Origin of the sequence: Halosegnis sp., assembly GCF_042216475.1 — an archaeon.
Taxonomy (GTDB): domain Archaea; phylum Halobacteriota; class Halobacteria; order Halobacteriales; family Haloarculaceae; genus Halosegnis.
Genome location: NZ_JBDGTV010000011.1, coordinates 26,369 through 47,431, shown reverse-complemented (window position 1 = coordinate 47,431; position 21,063 = coordinate 26,369). Strand labels below are relative to the sequence as shown.

The 21,063-nt window shown below is 67.1% G+C and carries 28 protein-coding genes and 1 tRNA gene; 14 read left to right on the top strand and 15 right to left on the bottom strand.

All coding sequences use genetic code 11. From position 1 onward, the window contains the following. Positions 1–6: 6 nt before the first annotated feature. From rpl12p to ABEJ63_RS07530, 5 genes are all read right to left on the bottom strand, one after another. Entirely contained in the window at positions 7–357 is a 351-nt protein-coding gene (rpl12p, locus tag ABEJ63_RS07550) for a 50S ribosomal protein P1 (protein WP_375795745.1), read from the bottom strand. Between the two features lie 6 nt (positions 358–363). After that, a complete protein-coding gene (locus ABEJ63_RS07545) occupies positions 364–1,431 on the bottom strand; it encodes a 50S ribosomal protein L10 (protein WP_375795744.1) in 1,068 nt (355 codons plus the stop codon). Beyond that, complete coding sequence (locus ABEJ63_RS07540; protein WP_375795743.1) at positions 1,428–2,066, bottom strand: 50S ribosomal protein L1; 639 nt, start codon at positions 2,064–2,066, stop codon at positions 1,428–1,430. The genes ABEJ63_RS07545 and ABEJ63_RS07540 overlap by 4 nt, the downstream gene beginning before the upstream one ends. Positions 2,067–2,240: 174 nt before the next feature. Then, the gene (locus ABEJ63_RS07535; protein WP_375795742.1) at positions 2,241–2,729 is read right to left on the bottom strand and encodes a 50S ribosomal protein L11; all 489 of its coding nucleotides are present in this window, start codon (positions 2,727–2,729) and stop codon (positions 2,241–2,243) included. Positions 2,730–2,783: 54 nt separating this feature from the next. Beyond that, positions 2,784–2,948, bottom strand: coding sequence for a hypothetical protein (locus ABEJ63_RS07530; RefSeq protein WP_375795741.1), 165 nt, complete (start codon positions 2,946–2,948; stop codon positions 2,784–2,786). 177 nt (positions 2,949–3,125) lie between these two features. On the opposite strand from ABEJ63_RS07530, the gene ABEJ63_RS07525 reads away from it, so the two are divergent. The 5 genes from ABEJ63_RS07525 to artA all read left to right on the top strand — a co-directional run bounded on the left by ABEJ63_RS07525 (position 3,126) and on the right by artA (position 8,005). Next, the gene (locus tag ABEJ63_RS07525; protein WP_375795740.1) at positions 3,126–4,241 is read left to right on the top strand and encodes an OBG GTPase family GTP-binding protein; all 1,116 of its coding nucleotides are present in this window, start codon (positions 3,126–3,128) and stop codon (positions 4,239–4,241) included. After that, the gene (locus ABEJ63_RS07520; RefSeq protein ID WP_375795739.1) at positions 4,242–4,742 is read left to right on the top strand and encodes a TIGR04206 family protein; all 501 of its coding nucleotides are present in this window, start codon (positions 4,242–4,244) and stop codon (positions 4,740–4,742) included. It begins immediately after the preceding gene. Positions 4,743–4,870: 128 nt separating this feature from the next. After that, entirely contained in the window at positions 4,871–5,647 is a 777-nt protein-coding gene (locus tag ABEJ63_RS07515; protein WP_375795738.1) for a VOC family protein, read from the top strand. 363 nt (positions 5,648–6,010) lie between these two features. Continuing rightward, positions 6,011–7,027, top strand: coding sequence for a hypothetical protein (locus tag ABEJ63_RS07510; protein WP_375795737.1), 1,017 nt, complete (start codon positions 6,011–6,013; stop codon positions 7,025–7,027). 48 nt (positions 7,028–7,075) lie between these two features. After that, positions 7,076–8,005 carry an archaeosortase A gene (gene artA / locus ABEJ63_RS07505; protein WP_375795736.1) on the top strand — a complete coding sequence of 310 codons (930 nt, stop codon included), beginning with the start codon at positions 7,076–7,078 and terminating at the stop codon, positions 8,003–8,005. Here the strand turns inward: artA and dph5 are convergent, their stop codons facing one another. Further along, entirely contained in the window at positions 8,006–8,779 is a 774-nt protein-coding gene (dph5, locus tag ABEJ63_RS07500; protein ID WP_375795735.1) for a diphthine synthase, read from the bottom strand. 80 nt (positions 8,780–8,859) lie between these two features. Between dph5 and ABEJ63_RS07495 the strand changes: the two genes are divergently transcribed. Both ABEJ63_RS07495 and ABEJ63_RS07490 read left to right on the top strand, forming a co-directional pair. Beyond that, the gene (locus ABEJ63_RS07495) at positions 8,860–9,864 is read left to right on the top strand and encodes a class I SAM-dependent methyltransferase family protein (protein WP_375795734.1); all 1,005 of its coding nucleotides are present in this window, start codon (positions 8,860–8,862) and stop codon (positions 9,862–9,864) included. An 83-nt stretch (positions 9,865–9,947) separates the two neighbouring features. Further along, positions 9,948–10,020, top strand: a tRNA-Thr gene (locus tag ABEJ63_RS07490). A gap of 68 nt (positions 10,021–10,088) precedes the next feature. Here ABEJ63_RS07490 and ABEJ63_RS07485 read toward each other — a convergent pair. Beyond that, positions 10,089–10,322: a hypothetical protein gene (locus ABEJ63_RS07485; RefSeq protein ID WP_375795733.1), complete on the bottom strand. Its 234-nt coding sequence runs from the start codon at positions 10,320–10,322 to the stop codon at positions 10,089–10,091. A gap of 126 nt (positions 10,323–10,448) precedes the next feature. Here ABEJ63_RS07485 and ABEJ63_RS07480 point away from each other — a divergent pair, with 126 nt between their 5' ends. Further along, positions 10,449–11,624 carry an MFS transporter gene (locus tag ABEJ63_RS07480; protein WP_375795795.1) on the top strand — a complete coding sequence of 392 codons (1,176 nt, stop codon included), beginning with the start codon at positions 10,449–10,451 and terminating at the stop codon, positions 11,622–11,624. A 57-nt stretch (positions 11,625–11,681) separates the two neighbouring features. After that, the gene (locus ABEJ63_RS07475) at positions 11,682–11,840 is read left to right on the top strand and encodes a hypothetical protein (RefSeq protein ID WP_375795732.1); all 159 of its coding nucleotides are present in this window, start codon (positions 11,682–11,684) and stop codon (positions 11,838–11,840) included. A 1-nt stretch (position 11,841) separates the two neighbouring features. On the opposite strand, the gene ABEJ63_RS07470 is transcribed toward ABEJ63_RS07475, so the two are convergent. The 3 genes from ABEJ63_RS07470 to btuC form a co-directional block, all read right to left on the bottom strand. Then, a complete protein-coding gene (locus tag ABEJ63_RS07470; protein WP_375795731.1) occupies positions 11,842–12,108 on the bottom strand; it encodes a helix-turn-helix domain-containing protein in 267 nt (88 codons plus the stop codon). Between the two features lie 81 nt (positions 12,109–12,189). Further along, a complete protein-coding gene (locus ABEJ63_RS07465) occupies positions 12,190–12,966 on the bottom strand; it encodes a heme ABC transporter ATP-binding protein (RefSeq protein ID WP_375795730.1) in 777 nt (258 codons plus the stop codon). Continuing rightward, on the bottom strand, positions 12,963–14,057 hold the full coding sequence (gene btuC / locus ABEJ63_RS07460; protein WP_375795729.1) for a vitamin B12 ABC transporter permease BtuC: 1,095 nt from the start codon (positions 14,055–14,057) through the stop codon (positions 12,963–12,965). The genes ABEJ63_RS07465 and btuC overlap by 4 nt, the downstream gene beginning before the upstream one ends. A gap of 59 nt (positions 14,058–14,116) precedes the next feature. Between btuC and ABEJ63_RS07455 the strand changes: the two genes are divergently transcribed. After that, entirely contained in the window at positions 14,117–15,232 is a 1,116-nt protein-coding gene (locus ABEJ63_RS07455; RefSeq protein WP_375795728.1) for a PGF-CTERM-anchored ABC transporter substrate-binding protein, read from the top strand. On the opposite strand, the gene ABEJ63_RS07450 is transcribed toward ABEJ63_RS07455, so the two are convergent. Further along, positions 15,229–16,533 (bottom strand): MFS transporter, encoded by a 1,305-nt coding sequence (locus ABEJ63_RS07450; RefSeq protein ID WP_375795727.1) that lies wholly within the window; start codon positions 16,531–16,533, stop codon positions 15,229–15,231. The two genes, ABEJ63_RS07455 and ABEJ63_RS07450, sit on opposite strands and share 4 nt — an antisense overlap. 95 nt (positions 16,534–16,628) lie before the next feature. Between ABEJ63_RS07450 and srp19 the strand changes: the two genes are divergently transcribed. Both srp19 and ABEJ63_RS07440 read left to right on the top strand, forming a co-directional pair. Then, on the top strand, positions 16,629–16,907 hold the full coding sequence (gene srp19, locus ABEJ63_RS07445) for a signal recognition particle subunit SRP19 (RefSeq protein ID WP_375795726.1): 279 nt from the start codon (positions 16,629–16,631) through the stop codon (positions 16,905–16,907). After that, positions 16,904–17,131: an H/ACA ribonucleoprotein complex subunit GAR1 gene (locus ABEJ63_RS07440; RefSeq protein WP_375795725.1), complete on the top strand. Its 228-nt coding sequence runs from the start codon at positions 16,904–16,906 to the stop codon at positions 17,129–17,131. Before srp19 ends, ABEJ63_RS07440 begins: the two co-directional genes overlap by 4 nt. On the opposite strand, the gene ABEJ63_RS07435 is transcribed toward ABEJ63_RS07440, so the two are convergent. Together ABEJ63_RS07435 and ABEJ63_RS07430 are read right to left on the bottom strand one after the other, a co-directional pair. Then, positions 17,132–17,902, bottom strand: coding sequence for a creatininase family protein (locus ABEJ63_RS07435; protein ID WP_375795724.1), 771 nt, complete (start codon positions 17,900–17,902; stop codon positions 17,132–17,134). 57 nt (positions 17,903–17,959) lie between these two features. Further along, positions 17,960–18,271, bottom strand: a complete 312-nt coding sequence (locus ABEJ63_RS07430; protein WP_375795723.1) for a hypothetical protein — start codon at positions 18,269–18,271, stop codon at positions 17,960–17,962. Between the two features lie 91 nt (positions 18,272–18,362). On the opposite strand from ABEJ63_RS07430, the gene thyA reads away from it, so the two are divergent. Both thyA and ABEJ63_RS07420 read left to right on the top strand, forming a co-directional pair. Beyond that, positions 18,363–19,367 carry a thymidylate synthase gene (gene thyA, locus ABEJ63_RS07425; RefSeq protein WP_375795722.1) on the top strand — a complete coding sequence of 335 codons (1,005 nt, stop codon included), beginning with the start codon at positions 18,363–18,365 and terminating at the stop codon, positions 19,365–19,367. Next, positions 19,364–19,861: a dihydrofolate reductase gene (locus tag ABEJ63_RS07420; protein WP_375795721.1), complete on the top strand. Its 498-nt coding sequence runs from the start codon at positions 19,364–19,366 to the stop codon at positions 19,859–19,861. The genes thyA and ABEJ63_RS07420 overlap by 4 nt, the downstream gene beginning before the upstream one ends. On the opposite strand, the gene ABEJ63_RS07415 is transcribed toward ABEJ63_RS07420, so the two are convergent. Both ABEJ63_RS07415 and ABEJ63_RS07410 read right to left on the bottom strand, forming a co-directional pair. Beyond that, a complete protein-coding gene (locus ABEJ63_RS07415; protein ID WP_375795720.1) occupies positions 19,862–20,251 on the bottom strand; it encodes a DUF5518 domain-containing protein in 390 nt (129 codons plus the stop codon). A 40-nt stretch (positions 20,252–20,291) separates the two neighbouring features. Next, positions 20,292–21,029, bottom strand: a complete 738-nt coding sequence (locus ABEJ63_RS07410) for a potassium channel family protein (protein WP_375795719.1) — start codon at positions 21,027–21,029, stop codon at positions 20,292–20,294. Positions 21,030–21,063 lie beyond the last annotated feature (34 nt).

Sequence of the window (21,063 nt, the reverse complement as noted above, 5' to 3'; positions counted from 1 at the left end):
GCCGGCTTACCCGAAGAGCTCGCCGAGCCCTTCGCCGCCGTCGCCCTCGTCTTCGTCGTCGCCGCCCTCGTCGGCCTCCTCGGCCTCTTCCTCGTCGGCCTCTTCCTCGGCCTCCTCGGCCTCGGTCTCGTCGGCTTCGGCTTCGGCGGCAGCGGCGCCGCCAGCCCCGCCGGCCGGGACGGCTGCGGCCTGCTCGACGGCCTCCTCGATGTCGACGTCCTCGAGGGCCGCGACGAGCGCTTTCACGCGCGACTCCTCGACGTCGGCACCGGCTGCCTCAAGCACGCCGGTCAGGTTGTCCTCGTTGATCTCTTCGCCAGTCTCGTGCAGGATGAGTGCTGCGTAAACGTATTCCATTGGTGGTCACCCGAACATGTCGCCGAGCGCGTCGCCGCCGTCGCCGCCCTCGTCCTCGTCGTCGTCAGTGTCGGAGTCGGTGGCGTCGTCGGCCGTCTCGGCGTCCGCTTGGTCGTCGTCCTGTGCGTCGTCCGCATCGTCCGCGGCCGGCTCGCTGGCGGCTGTGTCGCCCGCCGGCTCGATGTCGCGAAGTTCCTCAGGGAGCGCCTCCTCGTCGTCGATGGCGGCTGCCAGCGCGCGAACCTGCGCGTCGGCCTTCGACACCAGGTCGTCCGCGAGGTCCGGCGACTCGACAGCCGCGTGGATGCCGAGGCTCTTCGCCTCGCCGGAGCCCTTCCGGAGGAGCGTCCCTGCGGTCCGAGCCGTCGGGTAGACGGCGTTGACCGAGAGGTTGCGCCCGCGCGCCGCGGCGGTTTCGATGTCTGCGCGGTAAGCGTCGACATCGATGTCGAGTTCCTCCGGGGCGAAGCTGACGCCCTCGGAGACGACCCCGCGCAGGTCGAGCCCGACCTCCTTGGGCTCGATGCCCAGCTCGCCGAGCACGTTCTCGAGGTCGGCGCTGACCTCTTCGCCCGCCTCAAGCACGGTCGACTCCTCCGTCACGTGGATGGAGCCGTCCATGATGCGGGCGGCGGCGCCGACCTGCTGGAGTTCGCCCACGAACGGTCCGGGATCGACCCCCGTGTCACCCTCCGGGATGACGATGTCGTTGGGGGCGATTTCGCCGGCACTGATCGGAGCGGGCGTCTTCGACGCCTCAAGCTGTTTGTAGAGCCCGAACGGGTTGTCGTTCGTCGCGATGATGCCGACCTGGCCGGTGACGTGCTCGGTCAGCCCGCCGAGGCCGCCTTCGGCCGCCTCGAGCGCACGCCGTAACAGCGTGTTCCGCGAGACGCGCAGCTCCGCGGAGCCGTGCAGCTCCCGGCGCATGTCCTGGAGCTGGCGCGAGGGGATACCGGTGATGTCGACGATGCCGACCGACTCGTAGGAGTCGAGGAGTGCGACGATATCGTCGACTTCCTCGCGTTTCCACTCCGGAATCGTCTCGGTGCGGCGCTCGCTTTCGGCGCTCATACGGGCACCTCCTCGGCGGGGCCCATCGTGGTCTTCACGTAGACGCCGTCGATATTCTGCGGGCCCTTCTCGAGGTCGCCGGTGAGTCGACGGATGATGACGTCGATGTTGTCGGCGATGTCCTCGGCGTCCATATCTTCGGCCCCCACGCGGGTGTGGAACGTCCGCCGGTCGCGGCTCCGCACCTGGACGGTGTTTTTCATCCGTTCGATGGTCTCGACGACATCATCGTCCGGCTGGAGCGGCGTCGGCATCTTCCCGCGGGGACCGAGGACGGTCCCGAGATAGCGGCCGATATCCTGCATCATGCTCGCCTCGGCGACGAAGAAATCCGTTTCGTCGGCCAGATCCTTCGCGGCGTCGTCGTCGTCACCGAGTTCCTCGAGGGCCTCCCCGTCGAGTACCTCGTCAGCGACGTCTTCGGCGCGAAGGGCGGTCTCGCCTTCGGCGAACACGACGATGCGTGTCTCCTGTCCCGTTCCCCGCGGAAGGACGATCGACTCGTCGATGCGGTTATTAGGGTCGTTAAGGTCAATGTCGCGCAGGTTGACGGCGAGGTCGACCGTTTCGCGGAAATTCCGCTCGGGTGCCTCGTCGAGTGCGCGCGCGACTGCGTCTTCTATCGTATCTGCCATTTTTCACCTCCGTAGTCGAAGCCGTAGGGCTACTACGGTGTGACACAGGCTACGCCTGTCTCGTCAGAACCGACGCCGAAGGCACACTTAAGTCCGTCGAAGCGCGCGAGCCACCACGCCGCACGTCACGGAACGGGGCAGTGTGTGTCGTCTGTGATAAGAGTGCGTCGCTGCTCAGGCCGCCGCTTCCTCGCCGAGCACGTCGTCGTACTCGCCGGCGTCGATGCGCTCCTTGAACGAGCGGGCGTCCTCGCCCTCGATGGTGACGCCCAGGGAGACGCAGGTTCCGGCGACCTCCTTGGCCGCACCCTTCGTGTCGTACGCCAGCAGGTCCGGCAGTTTCTGTTGGGCGACAGTCTTCAACTGCTCGACACTCATGTCTGCGACGAACTCCTCGTTGGGCTTGCCCGAGCCCGTCTCGAAGCCAAGTTCGTCCTTGATGAGTGCGGCCGTCGGCGGCACACCGACCTCAATATCGAAGGAGCCGCTGTCCTCGTATGAGACGGTGACGGGGACCTCCGTCCCGTCGAAGGCGGCGGTCTGGTCGTTGATCTCTGCGACAACAGCCTGCACGTCCACCGGCGTCGGCCCGAGCTCGGGCCCCAGCGGCGGCCCGGGGTTGGCCTCCCCGCCGGGCACGAGCACTTCGATGGTTCCAGCCATACCTCAGACGACCGGATGCGAGCGGTTAAGCGTTGCCAATTGCGGCCTCGCCGGCTACAGATTAACGACGAACAACCCCACGACGGCGACCCCGACGAACAGCGCCCCCACGTCTGCCAGTCCAGTCTCGAAGACGAACACCGCAAGTACGGTGTGGAGGACGGCGACGAACAGCAGCGCCCCCAACAGAAGGTTCGCGGCCAAACGGCGTTTCTCCATACTACCTTCACGCGTGGCCGAGACAAAACGGCATCCCTCTCGGCAGGCGGCCAGGCTGTGTCCTCCCGGTGACCGGCAGGCGACTGGGGCTATGTCGCGCTTGCTTTCGGCCGGCGCCCAGGTCGTAGCGGGCGACACGGACAGCCTTTTGAGCGACAGCGCCGGACGCTCCTGTGAATGGGGCTCGAAGAGGAGATCGAGGAGCTCGAACAAGAGATCGCCGAGACGCCCTACAACAAGTCGACTGAGGCACACATTGGGCGGCTGAAGGCGAAGCTGGCCGAGAAGAAGGAGAAGCTCGAGCGCCAGCAGTCTGGCTCCGGCGGTGGCGGAGGGTACGCCGTCGAGAAGACCGGCGACGCTACCGTCGCGCTGGTCGGCTTCCCCTCGGTCGGGAAGTCGACGCTCCTTAACGCCCTCACCAACGCCGACAGCGAGGTGGGCTCCTACGAGTTCACCACCCTCGACGTCAATCCGGGGATGCTCCAGTACAAGGGGGCGAACATCCAGCTGCTCGACGTGCCGGGGCTCATCGAGGGAGCCGCCAGCGGCCGCGGCGGCGGGCGGGAGGTGCTGTCGGTCGTGCGGACGGCGGATCTCGTTCTGTTCGTCCTGTCGGTGTTCGAGATTGACCAGTACCAGCGGCTCGCCGACGAACTGTACGAGAACAAGGTGCGGCTGGACGCCGAGCCGCCGAGTATCTCCGTCACCAAACGCCACACCGGCGGGCTGAGCGTGACGACCGCCGACGGCGTCGACCTCGACGAGGAGACCATCGCGCAGGTGTGCCGCGAGTACGGCTACGTCAACGCCGATATCACCATCCGCGAGAACCTCGATATCGACCGGCTGGTGGACGCGCTGATGGACAACCGGGTCTATCTCCCGTCTGCGGTCGCCGTCAACAAGGCCGATCTCATCGAGGAGTCGTATCTCGAGACGGTCCACGAGGAACTGCGCGCGCATGATATCGACCCCGAGGAGGCGGTGTTCATCTCTGCCGAGGAGGAAAAAGGACTTGAGGCGCTCAAGGAGACCATCTACGAGAAGCTGGGGCTCATCCGCATCTACATGGACAAGCCGGGCCGCGGCGTCGACTACGAGGAGCCGCTGGTCGTCTCTGAGGAGGAGAATACCGTCGGGGACGTGCTCCAGAAGCTCGGCGGCTCCTTCGAGGACCGGTTCCGGTTCGCCCGCGTCTCCGGCGACAGTGCCGTCCACGACCAACAGCAGGTGGGCCGCGATCACGAACTGGCCGACGAAGACGTGCTCCGTATCATCACCCGCAAGTAGATGGCCACACAGGTTCGAGGCCAGGCCCACGCGACGCCGCGCCGCCGCCTGCTGGCCGTGGGACTGCTGGGGCTGGTCCCGTGGACGGTCTTGCTCATCGACTACGGTGGGCCGACGGTCGTGAACGCGCTGTTTCCGCTCGCAGTCGTCGATTACAACCCCGCGCTCGCCCCGGCCGTCCGTGTGACGCCCGTGTGGCGGTTCTTCGCCGCCGGGGGCGGGTTGCCCCGGAACCCGGAGCTGTGGCCCGCGAGCATCCTCTTGCATGGGGCCGCGCTGGCGAGCGCCGCCGCCGGCCTTGCCGACCGCGAAGACCCCCGGCTGACGGGCGGGCTGCTCGCGTTCGCCGGCCTGGCGGGGCTGGGCGTAACGCTCGCCTTCGCCCACCGACTCCGCTACACGCCTCTGCCCGCCGGGGCGCTGCTCGCGTGCGCGCTCGCGTGGTGGTACTACGGGCCAGCGCTCCAGGCTGCGATTCTCGCGCCGATTCGAGAGCCGTGAGATGGACCGGGCCCGCGGGCCGCGGACCTTTCTGGGGTGAGCCAGCCGCCCGCCGCTCCGTCGCGTCTGGCACCTCAGTCACGCTGTCATAGGTAGGCTTTCGTGGCCCGCCCCCGTTCGTCCCGGTGATGTACGCTCCGCTCGACCACGTGATGATGCGCGTCGCGGACCTGGAGGCATCGCTCGACTGGTACACTACCCACCTTGGATACGAGGAGAAGGGTCGCTGGGAGGCCGACACGTTCACGAACGTGTATCTCGGGCCGGAGGATGCCCACGAGGCGGGTGCGGTGCTCGAGCTCACCTCCAACCATGACTCGGAACCCGAGGAACTGGGCGACGCCTGGGGGCACATCGCCGTGCGCGTCCCCGAGGACGAACTACAGGAGCGGTACGACGAACTGATGGCCGGCGGTGTTGAGGACTATCGCGATCCGGAGTCCTGCGGCAACCGCTACGCGTTCGTGAAGGACCCCGATGGCCACGAGATCGAGATTGTCAAGCGGGATTACGGTCCGCTGTACTCGCTGGACCACACGATGATCCGTGTCGAGGACGTCGACGAGGCACTCGGCTTCTGGACCCGTAAGTTCGAGTACGAACACGCCGGCCGCTGGGAGGCCGACACCTTCGCGAACTACTTCATGGCACCTGCCGATGCCCCGCCGGAGGCGATGACCGTCGAGCTCACCTACAATTATGACGGTCGCTCGTACACGATGGGCGACGCCTGGGGCCACCTCGCCGTCCAGGTCGACGATCTCGACGAGGCCTGGGACACGCTCACCACTCGCGGAGCCGCGCCCGACCGGCCGCCCGCCGAGTGTGACAATCTCTACGCGTTCACCCGCGACAACGAGGGTCACGAAATCGAACTACTCGAGGAACACGTCACGAACGCCTGAAACATGGCCAACTGATCACCGCTTATCGAATTTAATTATACTATTAAAATCCACGATTATATTCGCTGTACCGCTCTCTTTGGTGCAAATATTATATAGATACTACAAAATAAAACGATTGTATGGATATGCCGGAGTTATCCCAGCATTTCAGATTCGTTTGCACTTGTTGGATGGGAGTGACGGCCTTGCTCGGCCTGTAGCGGCATTAGTATCGACACTTCCTCAATAGTGAAGACTCCTCCTACACAGGCCGGTTGCCACGCCGGTCTCGTGTAGGCTAGTTCGCCAGGATTTTATCCCTCGCTGGCCAGCGCAGGCACTGTCGATACGTATTAACTGCTTCGGGCGCCCCATTGCCATATGGACAACGGCGATCGAGGGCCCCGCTTGAGTCGCCGACGCCTGCTGCAGGCGGTCGGCGGTGTCACGGCACTGGGAGCAGGTGTCGCCGTTGATAACGTCCTGCTCGGCTACGAGGCGCTGGGGACGAACCTCCGCGAGCAGGACCTCGGCGCCGAGGTCACAGAGACGGCCACCAGTGGCCTGCGACGTACTGACTGGAACGGCATCCGCGTGCTCCTGTGGGACGACCAACTCCGACTGCTTGACGGCCCTGATGGCGACGTGCTCGCTGCCCGCCGCTACTCTGAGCTGCCGCCAGCCGAAACACGCCAGCTAGACGACCAGTACGGCTTGGACGGGCTGTTAACCGATGGGCTCCCCGCGGTGCGTGCCCTCCGGCGTGGCGATGTCGACTACGTCTTTTCTGACCACGAGGCCTTCTTCGAGCGGGTGCGCGCGGGGACGCCTGTCCGATCGGCGATTGAATTGCTACGAGGATTCCGGCCTGCTGACCCGGACGCTGTCGCGACGGTCGCTGACGCGGCCCCGACGGACCCGGCGGCCGTCGCGAAGGGCCTCGTAGACGGCTTCCGGGCACACACCCACTACGATATCGCCCGCTACCTCGCGGGGGCGGTGCAGTTCAACCTCGCGTTCGACGCGGTTGACCTCCGTGCGGGCTTCCGAGATGATACCAGCTTCACCGCGATGCAGGACGGCGGCGTGGGCATGTTCTGCAACGAGTTCGCCAGCCGCGCAGCGCAGGCGTTCCATGCCGTCCCCGCACGTAAGCAGGCGCCGCCCGTGCTCGCGGGCATCGTCATCGACGAACGGCACCGTCACATCTTCACGGTGCTCGCGAGCATCCTCCGGGACGACGAGGGGCTCGTCATGCCTGCGACGTTCCTCGATTACACCCACAGCACACTCTACGACGATCTCAACCTGACAGGGCTGCTCGGCGAGGGGCTGGGCGCGTACAACCGCCGCCACCGGGCGGGGACGGTCTGGTGGGCGCCGATTCGTGTCCGGTGAGACAATCGACCAGCAGAGATTTACCAGTCAGGAGCAAACCCCACACACATGCCAACGTCGGCCCTGACCAGCGCGCTCGCGTGGCTGTCCGTGGGGGCGTTCCTCGCGGGCGTCCTCGTGGTCCGGCGCGACCGCCGGGTGGGCCGACTCCTTACCGCCGGTGCGTGGGCCATCTTCGGCGTCTTCTGGGGAACGCTCGTCCCCCACTTCTGGTACGCCCAGTCGAGCTTCATCGAGGCGGGGCTGTCGCTCGTGGCCGTCCCTGCCTGTCTGTACACGGGCTACCGGCTGTACACGGGCCGTGAGTCGCTGTTCGTCCTCTCGCGAGCCGTCGCCGTGATGGGCGTCATCTACCTCCCGGCGACGACCATCGCGGCCATCTACGAGCCGCTGGTGGAACTCGTCGCTTTGCAGGCGAAGTGGGGCGTCGAGCTGTTGGGCTATCAGCCGGCGCTCGTCGATAACGGAGAGGGCGTCCAGAGCGTCCTGCTGTTCAACGGTGGGACGGAGGCCGCCCGCGCGACGGAGATACTGCTCGCGTGTACCGGCCTCGGGAGCATGGCCATCTTCGCAGGGCTCGTCGCAGCCGTCCGGGCCCCCCTCGACCGGAAGGCCAAGGCTCTCGCCGTCTCTGTCCCCGTCATCTGGGTGCTCAACATCGTCCGGAACGTGTTCATCGCCGCGGCGTTCGGCGCCCAGTGGTTCCAGGTGTTCGTCCCACAGGTGCTGTCGCTGTTTGGCGCCTCCGAGCCGGAGCTCGTCTCCTTCTTAATCGCCGACAAGGTGCTGAGCCAGTCCGGCTCGCTCGTCGCGCTTGTCCTCATCATGTTCGCTGTCCTCCGGTTCCTTCCCGAACTGGAGACGGTTGTAACGGACGTGCTGTACCTGCTCACCGGCGACGAGTACGACCTCGGGCTCACGGACCCGCCCGGCCCCGGTGGCGTCCGCGCCGACGGCGGAACGACCGACAGCGACTGACTACGGGCGGTCGGCCAGCCCGGCCGGCGCCCCCGCGAGTGTCTGGAGCGCCTCGGCCTCGACGTGGTGGAGATCACCGGGGATGACGAGCAGATGGAGTGGGTCGCCGAACGAACGATCGGCAAGTTGTCGTAGCCGGTCGGCCGCGACCACCGGCGCCGGCGAGCCGGCCCGACACACCGCGACGCCCAGACAGTCCTCGTAGTCGGCCGCCAGCAACTCCGCGGCCCGACTGGCGGTCATATACTCCCCGCGCTCCTGCTTGATGTCGAGATAGACCAGCGTGTGAAGCCCGCGCTCGCGGTTGGCGTTGATCGTCTCACAGACGGACGCGGGCACCCCCTCGCCACCGTGGGCGTACGGGAACGGCAGCGTCGTCGCCTTGCCGAACCGGTAGTTCTGGAGGCCAGTGAGCGACGCGGCCGCACTCGCGGCGGTCGTCCCGTGGATGAGCCGTGTCTCGATGCCACGGTCGTGCGCACGCAACCGGAGGTCGACGTGGGTCGTCGAGATCATCGTGTCGCCGGCGGTGAGAAACACCGCGTCACCGTCGGCGGCGGCCGCAAGCACCGGCTCTGGGTCCTGTTCGACGCCCGCCCGGTCGCGCACCTCGATTTCGACATCGTGGTGGGCCGCCAGCGAGTCCACGTCGGTACCCGCCAGCTGTGAGGTGTAAAACTCCGCGAAGACGCGGTCAGCCGCCCGAATTGCCTCCTGACCGGCGACGGTGACCGACCGCTCGTCCCACAGCCCGAGGCCGACGAAGGTGAGCATGTGCCAGCGAGGCGGGCAGGCCGAATAAACGGCCCGCTTGGAGCGTCACGCTTACCGCCGGCCGGCGTCCACGTCCGGTGATGACCGTCCCGTGCGTCCGCGTCCAGCCGGAGGCGGGCGAACAGACCCGACAGGCGCTCGCCGACCAGGGGCTGCTCGATGACGCCTACGACATCACCGTCGCAGACGGCTGGCTCTACGTTCCCGTCGCCGATCCTGACGAGGTCCCCGAGGACTATGAGGTGGTTACCTTCGACGCGCCCCGCCGCGAGACCCAGACGCTCCCACGCGACATCCTCGGCTTCGAGCCGCACGTCGAACGGCTAGGCGATATCGCAATCCTCGACGAGGATGACCACGACCGGGCCGTTCGGATCGCCGAGGCGGTGATGGCCTCCGATCTGCCCGTGACGACGGTGGTGAACCGCGCCTCGAAGGTGCAGGGTGACCACCGGGTGCGCGAGTGGGACGTGCTTGCGGGCGAGGACACCGAGACGGTCCACACAGAGTACGGCGTCGACCTGCTGGTAGACATCCGCGACGTCTATTTCTCACCACGGCTGGCGACCGAACGCCACCGCGTCGTCGAGCAGGTGGCGGCCGACGAGCACGTCTTCGACATGTTCGCCGGTGTCGGCCCGTTCGTCGTCCCGATGGCCAAACGGGGAGCGACCTGTGTCGGCTGTGACCTCAATCCCGCCGCTATCCGGTACCTCCGGGAGAATGCCCGACGGAACGGCGTCGCCGACCGCGTCACCGCCCTCGAGGGGGACGTCCGTGAGGTGGCCGTCGGCGGTGGCCCAGACGGCACCGATTACACCGGGTGGGCCGACCGCGTGGTGATGAACCTCCCGCACTCGGCCGACGCATTCCTCGACACGGCCGTCCGGCTTGCAGGCGCGGAGTGTGTCATCCACCTCTATGACATCCAGTCCGAAGAGGACCCCTTCGGTCCTGGCGAACATGCACTCCAGGCGGCAGCCGACGACGCGTACGCCGTCGACATCGAGACGCGCCGGATCGTCCGCTCGTATGCCCCCCATGAAGTGAACATCTGTCTGGATGCTCGGCTCACCCAAACATGACGGCAGCATCGCCGCCACACCACCCGCCAGCGGCCCGGTTCGCAACGCTTATACTCGGCTCCCTACCACGGTACGACAGACGCGCCGGAGTAGCTCAGCTGGCAGAGCGATTCCTTCGTAAGGAATAGGCCGGGGGTTCAAATCCCCCCTCCGGCTTCGCTGTCGCCGCTCGTCTCCCCGCTTTTTACTCACTCTCGTGTGGCATCTCTTCTATCGGCTTGTCGCTACCCCGAGAGTGCCGCCGCCGCAGACCAACCAGCCCGGGTCAGCCGCCAGCGCCGGACGCCTCTGTGCGTGTTGAACCCGACCCGGCCCTCAAGCGCCAGTTGCTGAAGATGAACCGTGACGTACGGCTTCGGCACGCCCAGCGCCGCTGCAAGGCGGCTGGTCGGCACCGCCGTCGCGTCTGCCTCCGCGAGCGCCGCGAGCACTGCCTCGGCCGTGCACGTCGTCTCCATGCCCGTCCGTCGCGGCCGGAGCCTACCAAGCTATCGCTCGGAAGCGTGCCACCCAAGTAAGGGAGTGGCGTGCTCTCGCCCGTGGCCCGCTACGAGGAGCGGCTGTTCGGTGGCTACACCGGCCGGATACTCGGCAGTCTCGTCGTCGCGTGGGCGACACTGCAGACCGGCCGATTTCTGCTGTCACCGCTGTTGCCCAGTATCATCGATTCCCTCGCCATCACGAAGGTGACCGCAGGATTCGCGCTGGGCGCCCTGCAGTTCACCTACGCACTCACCCAGTATCCCAGCGGCCGCCTCTCGGATGCGCTCTCGCGGGCGTCGCTGCTCCTGCCGGGGTTCGTCACGCTGGTAGCGGCCTTCCTCCTCTTGGGGACGGCCGGCGGCTACGCCGTCTTCGTCCTCGCGGCGCTGCTGATCGGTGTCGGCAAAGGGCTGTTCGCCATCCCGTCGCGCGCGCTCGTCTCCGATTTGTTCGTCGAGCGGCGCGGCCAGGCGTTCGGGCTCTACACCGCGGGAACAGACGTCGGAGGAACGCTCGCGGCGGCGGCCGCCTTCCTCGTCGTTGGCGGCGGGGCAACGCTCGTGACCGGGCCGGCTGGCGACTGGCTTCTGGCCGCCGGGTGGCGAGCACCGTTCGCCCCCGTGGCGGCCGTGCTCGCTGGGGCGGGCCTGCTGTATCTGGGGTGGAGCCGCGAACCGTTCCGCTTCGGGCGGCCCTCAATCGGGCTTGCGGCGACGCTGCGCCGACTTGCGACCACTCGCGAGCAGCGGGCGACGCTGGCAGCGTTCGCGCTCTTCTATTTCATGGTCGGGGCGTGGATCAACTTCCTGCCGACCTACCTCGCAGAGGCGAAAGGGCTGGCGGCGCCGCTCCCGCAGTTGCTGTTTGCGGTCGTATTCATCGTCGGGCTGGCGGTGAAGCCGGCTGCTGGAGCGGTCTCCGACCGGTTCCCACGGCGGCTCGTCGGCGCTGCGGGCCTGGGGTTGGCGGTGCTGGCGCTCGTGGCGGTCACACTCGCCGTCTCCGTCCCGGGTATCGCGGCGGCCGTCGCGCTGTTTGCCGCCGGCTACAAGGCGCAGTTCCCCGTCGTCGACGCTGTCCTGCTCGACGCCGCCCCGAGTGCGAACGCTGGCGGCGATCTCGGGGCGGCGCGAGCACTGTTCATCGGCGTCGGTGCACTCGGCCCCGTCTATATGGGTGCCGTCGCGTCGACGCTTGGGTACGGCGCCGCGCTTGCGGGTCTGGTCGGCTGTCTCGTCGTTGCGGGGCTCCTCCTCGTTGTTGAGACGCGGCGCTGACGATTAACCGGCGCCTAAGTGGCCAAGTTATAAGTGGCGCCCTCCATCCGTGCGAGTATGCCACAGTGTAGCAACTGTGATGGGTTTGTGACGGAGGCATACGTACGGGTGTTCGCGCCCGACGGGATGGACGCGGTGCGGGTGTGTCCGAACTGCGAAGATAAGCTGCGTGACGGCGCGGAGGTGCGCGAGGCACGGTCCACACGGGGCGGGTAGCTCACTCCTCGACGCGCTCGCGATCGGCCCGATCCGCCTCGACATCTACCTCGTCGAGCCGCTGCTCGCCGGCCGGCGTGAGCCCGTATATACACTCGTTGGTGACCGGCTGCACGTAGCCTCGTTCGGCGAGCGCCTCGACACGCCCGTCGGCATGGCCAAGCGGAAGCCCCAGCCGCGTCGCGATGAGGGGCACGTACTCCGGCGGGTGCTCGGCGAGGTACGACAGGATGCGTCTGTCCGCAGGTCGGAGGCTGTCGTCGGCCACGTGTCGGGCCACCCGAGTCGAACGAAACGTCCCCGAGACACATGTATCTGTGGGTAACGTTAACACACACTCTCGGACCGATCACAAGTCATTCTCGTCGGCGAACGCCGTGACAGTGGCTGTGTCGGTCGCGGGATTTTCGTCCACGACAACGGCCGTCCCGAAGACGGCTTCCAGTCGCTCGGCCGTGAGCACCTCCTCAGGCGTGCCGGCCGCCTGGATCGTTCCGTCGGCCAGCAACACAACACGATCACAAAATCGGGCGGCCAGCTCCAGATCGTGAATAGCGGCTACGACCGTCTCGTCGAGCCCGGCGACCAGTTCCAGGGTCTGCACCTGATGATTGATGTCGAGACTCGCGGTCGGCTCATCGAGTAGGAGCACCGGCGCATCCTGTGCGAGTGCCCGGGCCAGCAGGACCCGCTGCTTTTCACCGCCGGAGAGCGTCTCCACCGACCGGTCCGCGTAGGCGGCCGTCTCGGTTCGCTCCAGCGCAGCCGCCACCCGAGCCGGCCCCTCCGGATCAGCCTGACGCCGGAGCCGACGTCGGTACGGCGTCCTCCCCATCTCGACGACCTGTTCGACTGTGAATTCGAAGCCGAACGATGTGTCCTGCGGCACCGAGGCCACGAGCCGAGCGGTCTCCTTGGCCGACAGTGCGGCCAGGGCACGGTCTGCGACCGTGACAGTGCCCGTTGTCGGAGAGAGGAGTCCGCCCATCACCTCGAGCAGCGTCGACTTTCCCGCCCCGTTCGGCCCCACGAGCGCGACGAACTCCCCACGCTCGACGGCCAGCGACACCTCCGAGAGGACGCGCACACCGCCGCGATCGACGCTAACACCGTCGACGTGAATCACAGCTCGCTCACCTCGCGCTTGCGGAGCAGGTACAGGAAGAACGGTGCGCCAAGCGCCGCGGTGACGATGCCAACTGGGAGTTCGGCTGCCCCGGCGCGGGCCAGCGTGTCGGCGGCCACGAGGAAGGTCGCGCCTGCGAGCGCACTTGTCGGGAGCAAGACCCGATGGTCGGGGCCGACGAGCAGGCGCATTGCGTGCGGAACGATGAGCCCGACAAACCCGATTACCCCCGCGACGGCCACCGCCGCGCCAGTGACGACGCTGGCGGTTGCCAACAGGAGTTGTTTCGTCCGCTCAACCTTGACGCCGACCGCCTGCGCCTCCTGTTCGCCGAGCAGCAACGCGTTGAGGTCACCCGCGTACAGATACATGACGCCGACGAGCACGACACCGAGACTGCCCGTGACGAGTGCCTCATCGAACGTCGACGCGTCGAGATGGCCCATCAGCCAGTACACCACCCGTCGCATCGACTCCCCACTCTGCAAGAGCAGATACGACGTTACTGCGCCTAACAGCGTCTGCACCGCCACGCCGGCAAGTAGGAGCGTCGCTACCGGGGTGTGGCCGCCCTCCGTTGCAATCGCGTACACGACCCCAGCCGTGACCAGCGCGCCGGCGAAGGCAGCCGCTCGGAGCCCGACTACCGCTGGCAGTACGCCTGGGAGAACGATGAAACAGACAGCCCCGGTTGCGGCCCCTGACGAGACGCCGATGATGGAGGGGTCCGCCATCGGGTTCCGGAAGAACCCCTGCATCACGACGCCCGCGGCTGCCAGCGCAAAACCAACCGTCGCTCCGAGGGCAATCCGAGGCAACCGGACCGTCATGACGATGGCCGTCGCCGTCGCGTCGACTGGGAACATAAACGGGTGGACCCACACAATGCCCACGCTTGGCACCTGGCCCAGTGCCGCCCCGGTTGCCGTCACTGTGAGCCCGACGGGGATGGCCAGCCCGTTCGCGACCACCTGCAGGACGACGGTGGGCGCGAGCGGGACCGGGCCGATGCTGCTGGCCGTCGCCATAACGGCAGCGAGGAGCGCGACCAGCCCGACGGAGTAGACCCCAGCGCGACGGCGCGGATGCACGGGTACAACCCGATTGTAGTTAGACAAATACTTATTGAATCCCCTCGCTCCTTCAGAAGATGACTCGTACACTCAGCGCACTCTGTGTTCTTCTTATCGTCGCAACGGCGCTCGCGCCCGTGAGCGCTGCCGGGGCAGCCACCGGCGCGACCACCTCACACGACTGCTCATTTCCGGTGACCATGACCGACGCCAGCGGGACCGACGTCACGCTAGAGGAACGACCTGACCGCGTGACGACGCTCAACCCATCGGCGGCCCAGACCATGTGGGCTCTTGACGCTGAATCGCAGGTCGTCGGTCGAACGAAGTTCGCCGCGTACCTCGAGGGCGCCGAGACACGCACCAACGTCTCGGCTGCCGGTGGGTTCGGCGTCAGCGTCGAGAAGGTCGTCGGGACGAACCCCGACCTCGTCCTCGCACCCAACACGACCAGCGCCGAGACGGTAACGGCCCTGCGTGATGCCGGGCTGACTGTCTACCAGTTCGCTCTCGCCGAAGATATCGACGACGTCGCAGCGAAGACGACGACGATTGGGCGACTCACAGGGAACTGCGAGGCGGCCGCCCGGACCAACGCCTGGATGACAGCCAACGTTGACGCAGCACGCCAGGCTACCGCTGATGTCGACCGGCCGCGTGTACTCTACCCGCTCGGGAGCGGCTTCGTCGCCAACACGAATACGTTCATCTCGGCGATGATTACGGCCAGCGGCGGTACGAACGTGATGGCCGAGACCAACCTCTCGCGGGCGTACCCACAGGTCAGCGACGAGGTGATTCTGGAGCTGGACCCTGAGGTACTCGTCATCACCGAGACGAACCGGTATCTCCTCGCCCAGCAGCCGTACAACGCGACGACGGCCGGCCGGATGAATCAGACCGTCTTCGTTGACGCGAACTATTTGAACCAGCCGGCACCCCGCTCTGTAGTGTATGCCGTCCGGAACCTCACTACTGGCCTCCACCCGGACGCCGCCGCCTCGGCCGAGTTCGTGGCGAAAAGCGAGGTAACCGTCGCCACCGAGACGCCGCCGCCGACGGATGCAACGTTCACCGCGACACCGACCGAACCTGAGCCAACGCCCACAACCGCTCCCGGCCAACCGGGGCTTGGCGTCGTCCCGGCGCTGCTCGCACTCGCGGCCATCGCACTCCTCAGCCGTCGCGACTAACCGACTGCACCATTCTCTGCCGGCGTCACCAGCCGCTCGAATCCAACCAGTGCTGCCGCCAGCAAGAGACACACGCCGGCAAGCATCAGCCACCACAGCGTCGCCAGCCCGGCATCGAAGAAGAGTCCGCCGAGGAACGAACCGGCGCCGATTCCCACCCGCTTTGCCACCTCGACCACCGAGAGGTGAGTGCCCCGCTCGCTTGCCTCACCGAGGCCGGCTGTCAGCGAGGTCACCAGCGGCGCGTGGAGAATCTCGCCGAGTGTCCGGACGACGAGGTGGGTGCCGACGAACGCGACGCCCGCAAGCACAGGTCCGACGCCAATATCTGCCAGCAAGGCCGCGCCCATCGAGACACCCCACAATAGCGCCGACAGCGTCAGCCCGCGGGTGCGCCGCCAGTCGTCGACGGCCGCCACCACCGGCAGCTGGAAGAGGACGATCGTGAGTGGGTTGAGCGTGTAGAGTGTGCCCAGCTGGACTGGCGACAACCCGAGTCCTGCCTTCGCAACAACCGGCACCGTCGCCTGCATCTGTGCGTACATAATCGCGAAACCGACGTTCAGCCCCGCGAGCACCAGCACCCGCGGCTCGCGCACCGCGGCGAGCCAGCGGCCGAACGCACCTGCCGCGTTGGCGCCAGTCTCCTCGCCGTCCGTCCCGCCAGTGGCCCGCGGGACGAACGCGATTAGCAGGAGCGCCACTAACCCAGAGGTAGCGCCATCGGCGACGAACACGGCGACGGAGGCGACCGAGTACAGCAACCCACCTGCGACGAAGCCGGCGCCGAAGCCGGCGTTGTTGGCGACCTTCAGCAGCGCGTAACCGCGGTCCCGCTCGCTCTCGGCGGTGAGGTCGGCAAGCAGCGCCTGCGCGGCCGGCGTGTACAGACCACCCACGAGACCGGCGACGACGGAGACGCCGACGAACGCGGCGCCAAGCCGCGAGACGCCGACTGGCTGGACGAGTGCGCCGGGAACGAGGGCGGCCAGCGCGGGCACGGCCGCGTACGCCGACAGCGCGAACGCCGCCGCGGCCATCGAGACGACCATCACTGGCCTGCGACCGACGGCGTCCGCGAGATACCCGCCGACGGCCGTCCCCACGCCGGTTGCGACGCTCTTCGCGCCGAGTCCCAGTCCCACCACCGCGAGCGCGATTCCCACCTCGAGATGGAAGTGAACGGTCGCGAACGGGTAGACGAGGCCGGCGCCGAACACGTTGACCAGCTGGCCGCCGGCGACGACGTAGACCGCATGGTCGAAGCCACGGATAGCATCCAGCGATGGGCGACGGACCACGACGGCCGTCGGCGGGCGGACCCTTTCAACGCCCCGTTTGCGACCGGCCGGCCGTCTTCGACAAGAGGTATAAGCCCGTGCCGACAGGTCTTCGCATGGTCGAGAACGTGCTGTGGCCCGCTCAGTTCGACGCCGAACTGTCGCGGGCAGAGGGTCGGCGGGTCTCGCTGGACCTCGCGGTCGAGGACCCGACGGTCGACGAGATTGCGGAAGCGGTCCAGCAGGTGGGCTACGACGCCATCATCGACCGCGAGGCGCAGTATCCTCGCGAGTTCGAGCCCCGCGGTCGGGTGCTCGTACAAGATGCCGACGACGCGGCCAAGTCGGATCTGCTGGGTGCCGTCGCGGCGTATCTCGGCGTCCTGCGCGGATGAGACGGCTCGGCGAGGTCACCGGAACCGCACAGGGGCTGGCGGTCGCCCGGCTCCCCGATGCTGACTACCCCGATATCGGCACGACAGCCCTCGACGAGTCGCTCACCGAGGTCGGCCGGGTAGTCGACGTGTTCGGTCCCGTCGACCGCCCGTACGTCGCCGTCGCTCCTGCCGACGACGTGGACCCTGAGCGCCTGCTGGGGGCAAAGCTGTACGCTCGCTGATCACACGGGCTCGGCCGGCAGCAGCTCGTCGCGCTCGCGGGCGGCCAGCCATTCGCATAACTCACACAGCTGCTCGGTTGCGGCCTCGAACAGCTGTTTGCCCTTTGCCGCAGTGGCGTCCGTCTGGTCGCCGAAGACGCCGTTCGCGCTGTTGTCACGCGCGTCGAAGAACGTCGCCGCGCCGTTCTGGTAGGTGCCCTCAGCGGCCCAGATGTCGCGGACACCGCCGTCACGGGCTGCCGCGAGCTGGTCCTCGTGCACGAGGTCGGTGAGGTGTTGCAGCATCGCCGTCTCTTTGGGCCCGCCGTGGGGGCCGTTGTGCTCGAACAGCTCGTCGACCAGTTCGGGCACCGACTCGTCCCACATCCACTCCAGCGCATAACACGTCTCGGCGGCGTGGAGGTCCTTTGCCACCTCACGGAGGGCGTCCACGTTGCCGCCGTGGGCGTTGACGTAGACGACGCGATCGATACCGTGGTAGGTGAGATTCTCCGTTAGCTCGCGGACGTACGCGCGGAACGTGTCCGGACTTACCCACATCGTCCCCGGGAACTGCCTGTGGTGGCGCGAGATACCCACGTTCACAGTCGGCGTACACAGATAGCCGGTCCGCGCGGCGGCCTCGCGGGCCAGCGACTCCGCAATGACATGGTCCGTTGCCTCCGGGAGGTGGGGGCCGTGCTGTTCTGTCGACCCGAGCGGCACCAGCGCGAGCGACTCCGCCTCGAAATACGCCTTGAGATCAGGCCAGGTCTCGTCTGCCAGGTACATACGTCAACGTGGGCGGCCACCCCTATCAACGTGCGCGATTCCGCTCGACCGGCTGGCTCACGAGGAGCCTGACGAGCCGGTCAGCGCGTCTGTCCACAGCCGCGAGAGGTCGGCCGTTCCCGTCATGAGCCGCTGGAGCTGCTGGAGGCTCTCGCGGGCCATGTCCGGCGGGCTCCCCTCGTAGACGAATACTGCCCGCTCGTCGCGGTCGTCGTCGGTGAACGTCACCTCGTAGCTCCCCTGCTCGGGGTCGAACCGCTGGCTGACGCTGTAGCCCTCGTCGGCGAAGTAGACGAAGGTGAGCCGGGTGAACGACTCCCAGCGGTTCGTCTCCACGCGCGTGTCGTAACTCCGTCCACTCTCTGCCATGCTGGTCGTTAGCACACTGGCGACAAAAATCCGGCTCCCCGCGGCCAGCAGAAGCCTTCTTTACGCCGGCCGCCACAGCTTCGCCCGACGAATGCGACAGTATCTCGACCTCGTGGCCGACACGCTCGCGACCGGGCAACACAAGCCCAACCGGACCGGCGTGGACACGATCTCGGCATTTTCCCACAGCTACACAGTCGACCTCGCGGACGGGTTCCCGCTCGTCACGACGAAAGACCTCTCAGGGTTCCGCTGGAACTCGCTCATCCACGAACTGCTCTGGTATCTCTCCGGCGAGGCGCACATCCGCAATCTCCGTGAAGAGACGAGTATCTGGGATGCCTGGGCCGACGAAGAGGGCCGGCTCGACACTGCGTACGGCCGGTTCTGGCGCCGCTATCCCGTCCCCAACGAGACGGACCAGCTGCCCGGTGAATCCTGGCCCGCAGAGGACGACCCATGGCGCAACGACGACGGCACCTTCGACCAGCTGGCGTACGCGCTCGACCAGCTCCGCGAGAACCCCCGCTCCCGGCGTATCGTCGTCAACGCGTGGCACCCCGCCAACGCCGCCCGGTCAACGCTGCCGCCGTGTCACTACACGTTCGTTTTCAACGTCCAGAACGGCCGACTCAACACCCATCTCACCCAGCGATCAGGCGATGTCGCGCTGGGGGTGCCGTTCAATATCGCCGCCTACGCGCTGTTGACACACGCGGTCGCCAACCGCACCGACCTCGCCGTCGGGAAGTTCGGCCACACCGTCGTCGACGCGCACATCTACTGCGGCCAGGGCGCCCGTGGCGACTGGTACGCGGAGAACCTCTCCGCACTGCAGACCCGCCTCGCCGACGTGAACGACCCCGCGGAGTACCGCGCGGTTCGCGACTGGCTCGAGGCGACGGTCCCGCCCGAAGCCGAGGGCGACGAGCGACTCGATCACGTGCCCGGGCTGTTGACGCAGCTGTCTCGCGAGCCACGCGAGCGGCCCACCATCGACGTGGCTGACCGCCCGCTCGATGAGCTGTCGTTCGAGGATTTCCAGCTGTCGGGATACGACCCCGCACCGGGCATCGACTTCGCTGTCGCCGAATGAGCTACGCGCACCCGGACCTCGAGCTCGTCGCGATCGCGGCCGTCGCCGCCAACGGCGTCATCGGCCGCGACGGCACGCTCCCGTGGCATCTCCCCGCCGATCTCGCCCACTTCAAGGAGCTGACGACCGGCCATCCGGTCATCCTCGGCCGGCGCACCTACGAGTCGATTCGCGACCGCCTCGGTGGCCCGCTCCCAGACCGGACGAACATCGTCCTCTCCCGGTCTTCGCTTGAATTGCCGGACGGAGCCGTCCACGCGCCGGATGTCGACGCGGCGCTTAAGGCTGCCGCCGCTCGGGACAGCGTCGCCTTCGTTGCCGGCGGCGCGACAGTGTACGAGACGCTGCTGGAGCGAGTCGACCGGCTCGAGCTTACGGAGCTGGACGCTGCCTACGAGGGAGACACGTACTTCCCCGAAGTGGGCGATAAATGGGTCGAGACCGGCCGGGAGTCACACGATGCGTTCGCGTTCGTCACGTACGAGCGGGCCTGATCAGAGCTCGCCATCGACATAGGCACCGATGGCGCCGCCGAGTGCCCCGCCACCGACGAGATAGCTGCCTCCGAGTAACAGAAACAGGACGCCCGCCAACGAGACGAGGCCGGCCATTCCGCCCCCCATCATTCCGTCGCGCATCATCGGCATCCCCAGAATCGGAATTCCGAGGACTGCGAGGACGAGTCCGCCAACGACCAGGACGACGAGGAAGGCCAGCAGGCCGGCCAGGCCGCCGACTCGCGCGCCGGCGCGGTAGTCTCGGGGCACGCCCTGCAGATAGCCTGCGACGGCGCCGCCGATGACGATGGCGAACGGGAGAAACGAGAGGAGCAGTCCGACCGCCGCCCCGATGACCGCGTTCCAGAGTGTGTCGCCGTCGCCCATATCTGGGAGGTCGACGGCCGTCCGTATACGTGTTGGCACGCTACAACAATTCGGAGACTTCCGTCCCACTGGTCACCTCGGGGATGATGACCTCGTCAGCGCCGGCCCGGCGGGCCGTCGCCTCGTACATCTCCTCACCGACGCGAGTGATGATGCGACACTCCGGCGAGAGGCCCGCCGCGACGATGGTAATCTGGATGTTGACGTTGGAGTCATCGATGGCGGCTACCAAGACGTCTGCCCGCTGGACGCCCGCGTCTCGAAGCGTCTCCTCCAACCGCGCGTCCCCGACGACGGCGGGCACCGACTCGGGGAGCCGCTCGAGTTCGCTCTCGTTCGATTCCACCACGACCACGTCTCGCCCGGCCTCGGAGAGCCGCTGGGTGATGGTGCGGCCGAACATGCCGAACCCACAGACGACGACGTGGTCGTCCAGTTGCTGTATCTCGCGTGTCATCCGTATATCTCGCAGTTCCTCGCCGATTACCCCGCCAAACGCCGCGGTCACCACCGTCTCGCCGGCCCAGAGGCTCGCCACGATGAGCCCGGAGAAGACGATGAGCGCGACGGCTTTTGTCACTCGCTCTGGGCCCTCGGGGTGCTCGGCGAAGTGAAGCTCCAGGCTCGTTGGGTCGAGCAGCCAGAATGCCGCCTCGATGACCCCGACGTCGGCCAGCAGGACGAACGCGGCAATCCCGCCGCCCGCAACCACCACGAACGCCGTGGCCGGCGCCAGCACCCGTCCGAGCAGCGGTCGGTCACGGAGTCGCTGTGCCACGTTCCATGCTACCAGTCACCGAGGCAAAAGACTC

Bases quoted from the DNA above. Each gene is read 5' to 3' on its own strand.
- ABEJ63_RS07415 (WP_375795720.1), bottom strand. From the start codon at position 20,251: ATGGGCGACGGCGACACACTCTGGAACGCGGTCATCGGGGCGGCGGTC.
- ABEJ63_RS07430 (WP_375795723.1), bottom strand. From the start codon at position 18,271: ATGGCAGAGAGTGGACGGAGTTACGACACGCGCGTGGAGACGAACCGC.
- dph5 (WP_375795735.1), bottom strand. From the start codon at position 8,779: ATGCTCACCTTCGTCGGCCTCGGGCTGTGGGACGAGCGGTCGGTCACC.
- ABEJ63_RS07545 (WP_375795744.1), bottom strand. From the start codon at position 1,431: ATGAGCGCCGAAAGCGAGCGCCGCACCGAGACGATTCCGGAGTGGAAA.
- ABEJ63_RS07535 (WP_375795742.1), bottom strand. From the start codon at position 2,729: ATGGCTGGAACCATCGAAGTGCTCGTGCCCGGCGGGGAGGCCAACCCC.
- ABEJ63_RS07455 (WP_375795728.1), top strand. From the start codon at position 14,117: ATGACTCGTACACTCAGCGCACTCTGTGTTCTTCTTATCGTCGCAACG.
- ABEJ63_RS07530 (WP_375795741.1), bottom strand. From the start codon at position 2,948: ATGGAGAAACGCCGTTTGGCCGCGAACCTTCTGTTGGGGGCGCTGCTG.
- artA (WP_375795736.1), top strand. From the start codon at position 7,076: ATGCCAACGTCGGCCCTGACCAGCGCGCTCGCGTGGCTGTCCGTGGGG.
- ABEJ63_RS07485 (WP_375795733.1), bottom strand. From the start codon at position 10,322: ATGGAGACGACGTGCACGGCCGAGGCAGTGCTCGCGGCGCTCGCGGAG.
- ABEJ63_RS07475 (WP_375795732.1), top strand. From the start codon at position 11,682: ATGCCACAGTGTAGCAACTGTGATGGGTTTGTGACGGAGGCATACGTA.
- ABEJ63_RS07540 (WP_375795743.1), bottom strand. From the start codon at position 2,066: ATGGCAGATACGATAGAAGACGCAGTCGCGCGCGCACTCGACGAGGCA.
- ABEJ63_RS07510 (WP_375795737.1), top strand. From the start codon at position 6,011: ATGGACAACGGCGATCGAGGGCCCCGCTTGAGTCGCCGACGCCTGCTG.
- ABEJ63_RS07515 (WP_375795738.1), top strand. From the start codon at position 4,871: ATGTACGCTCCGCTCGACCACGTGATGATGCGCGTCGCGGACCTGGAG.
- ABEJ63_RS07435 (WP_375795724.1), bottom strand. From the start codon at position 17,902: ATGTACCTGGCAGACGAGACCTGGCCTGATCTCAAGGCGTATTTCGAG.
- ABEJ63_RS07420 (WP_375795721.1), top strand. From the start codon at position 19,364: ATGAGCTACGCGCACCCGGACCTCGAGCTCGTCGCGATCGCGGCCGTC.
- ABEJ63_RS07525 (WP_375795740.1), top strand. From the start codon at position 3,126: ATGGGGCTCGAAGAGGAGATCGAGGAGCTCGAACAAGAGATCGCCGAG.
- rpl12p (WP_375795745.1), bottom strand. From the start codon at position 357: ATGGAATACGTTTACGCAGCACTCATCCTGCACGAGACTGGCGAAGAG.
- ABEJ63_RS07520 (WP_375795739.1), top strand. From the start codon at position 4,242: ATGGCCACACAGGTTCGAGGCCAGGCCCACGCGACGCCGCGCCGCCGC.
- ABEJ63_RS07495 (WP_375795734.1), top strand. From the start codon at position 8,860: ATGACCGTCCCGTGCGTCCGCGTCCAGCCGGAGGCGGGCGAACAGACC.
- thyA (WP_375795722.1), top strand. From the start codon at position 18,363: ATGCGACAGTATCTCGACCTCGTGGCCGACACGCTCGCGACCGGGCAA.
- ABEJ63_RS07440 (WP_375795725.1), top strand. From the start codon at position 16,904: ATGAGACGGCTCGGCGAGGTCACCGGAACCGCACAGGGGCTGGCGGTC.
- srp19 (WP_375795726.1), top strand. From the start codon at position 16,629: ATGGTCGAGAACGTGCTGTGGCCCGCTCAGTTCGACGCCGAACTGTCG.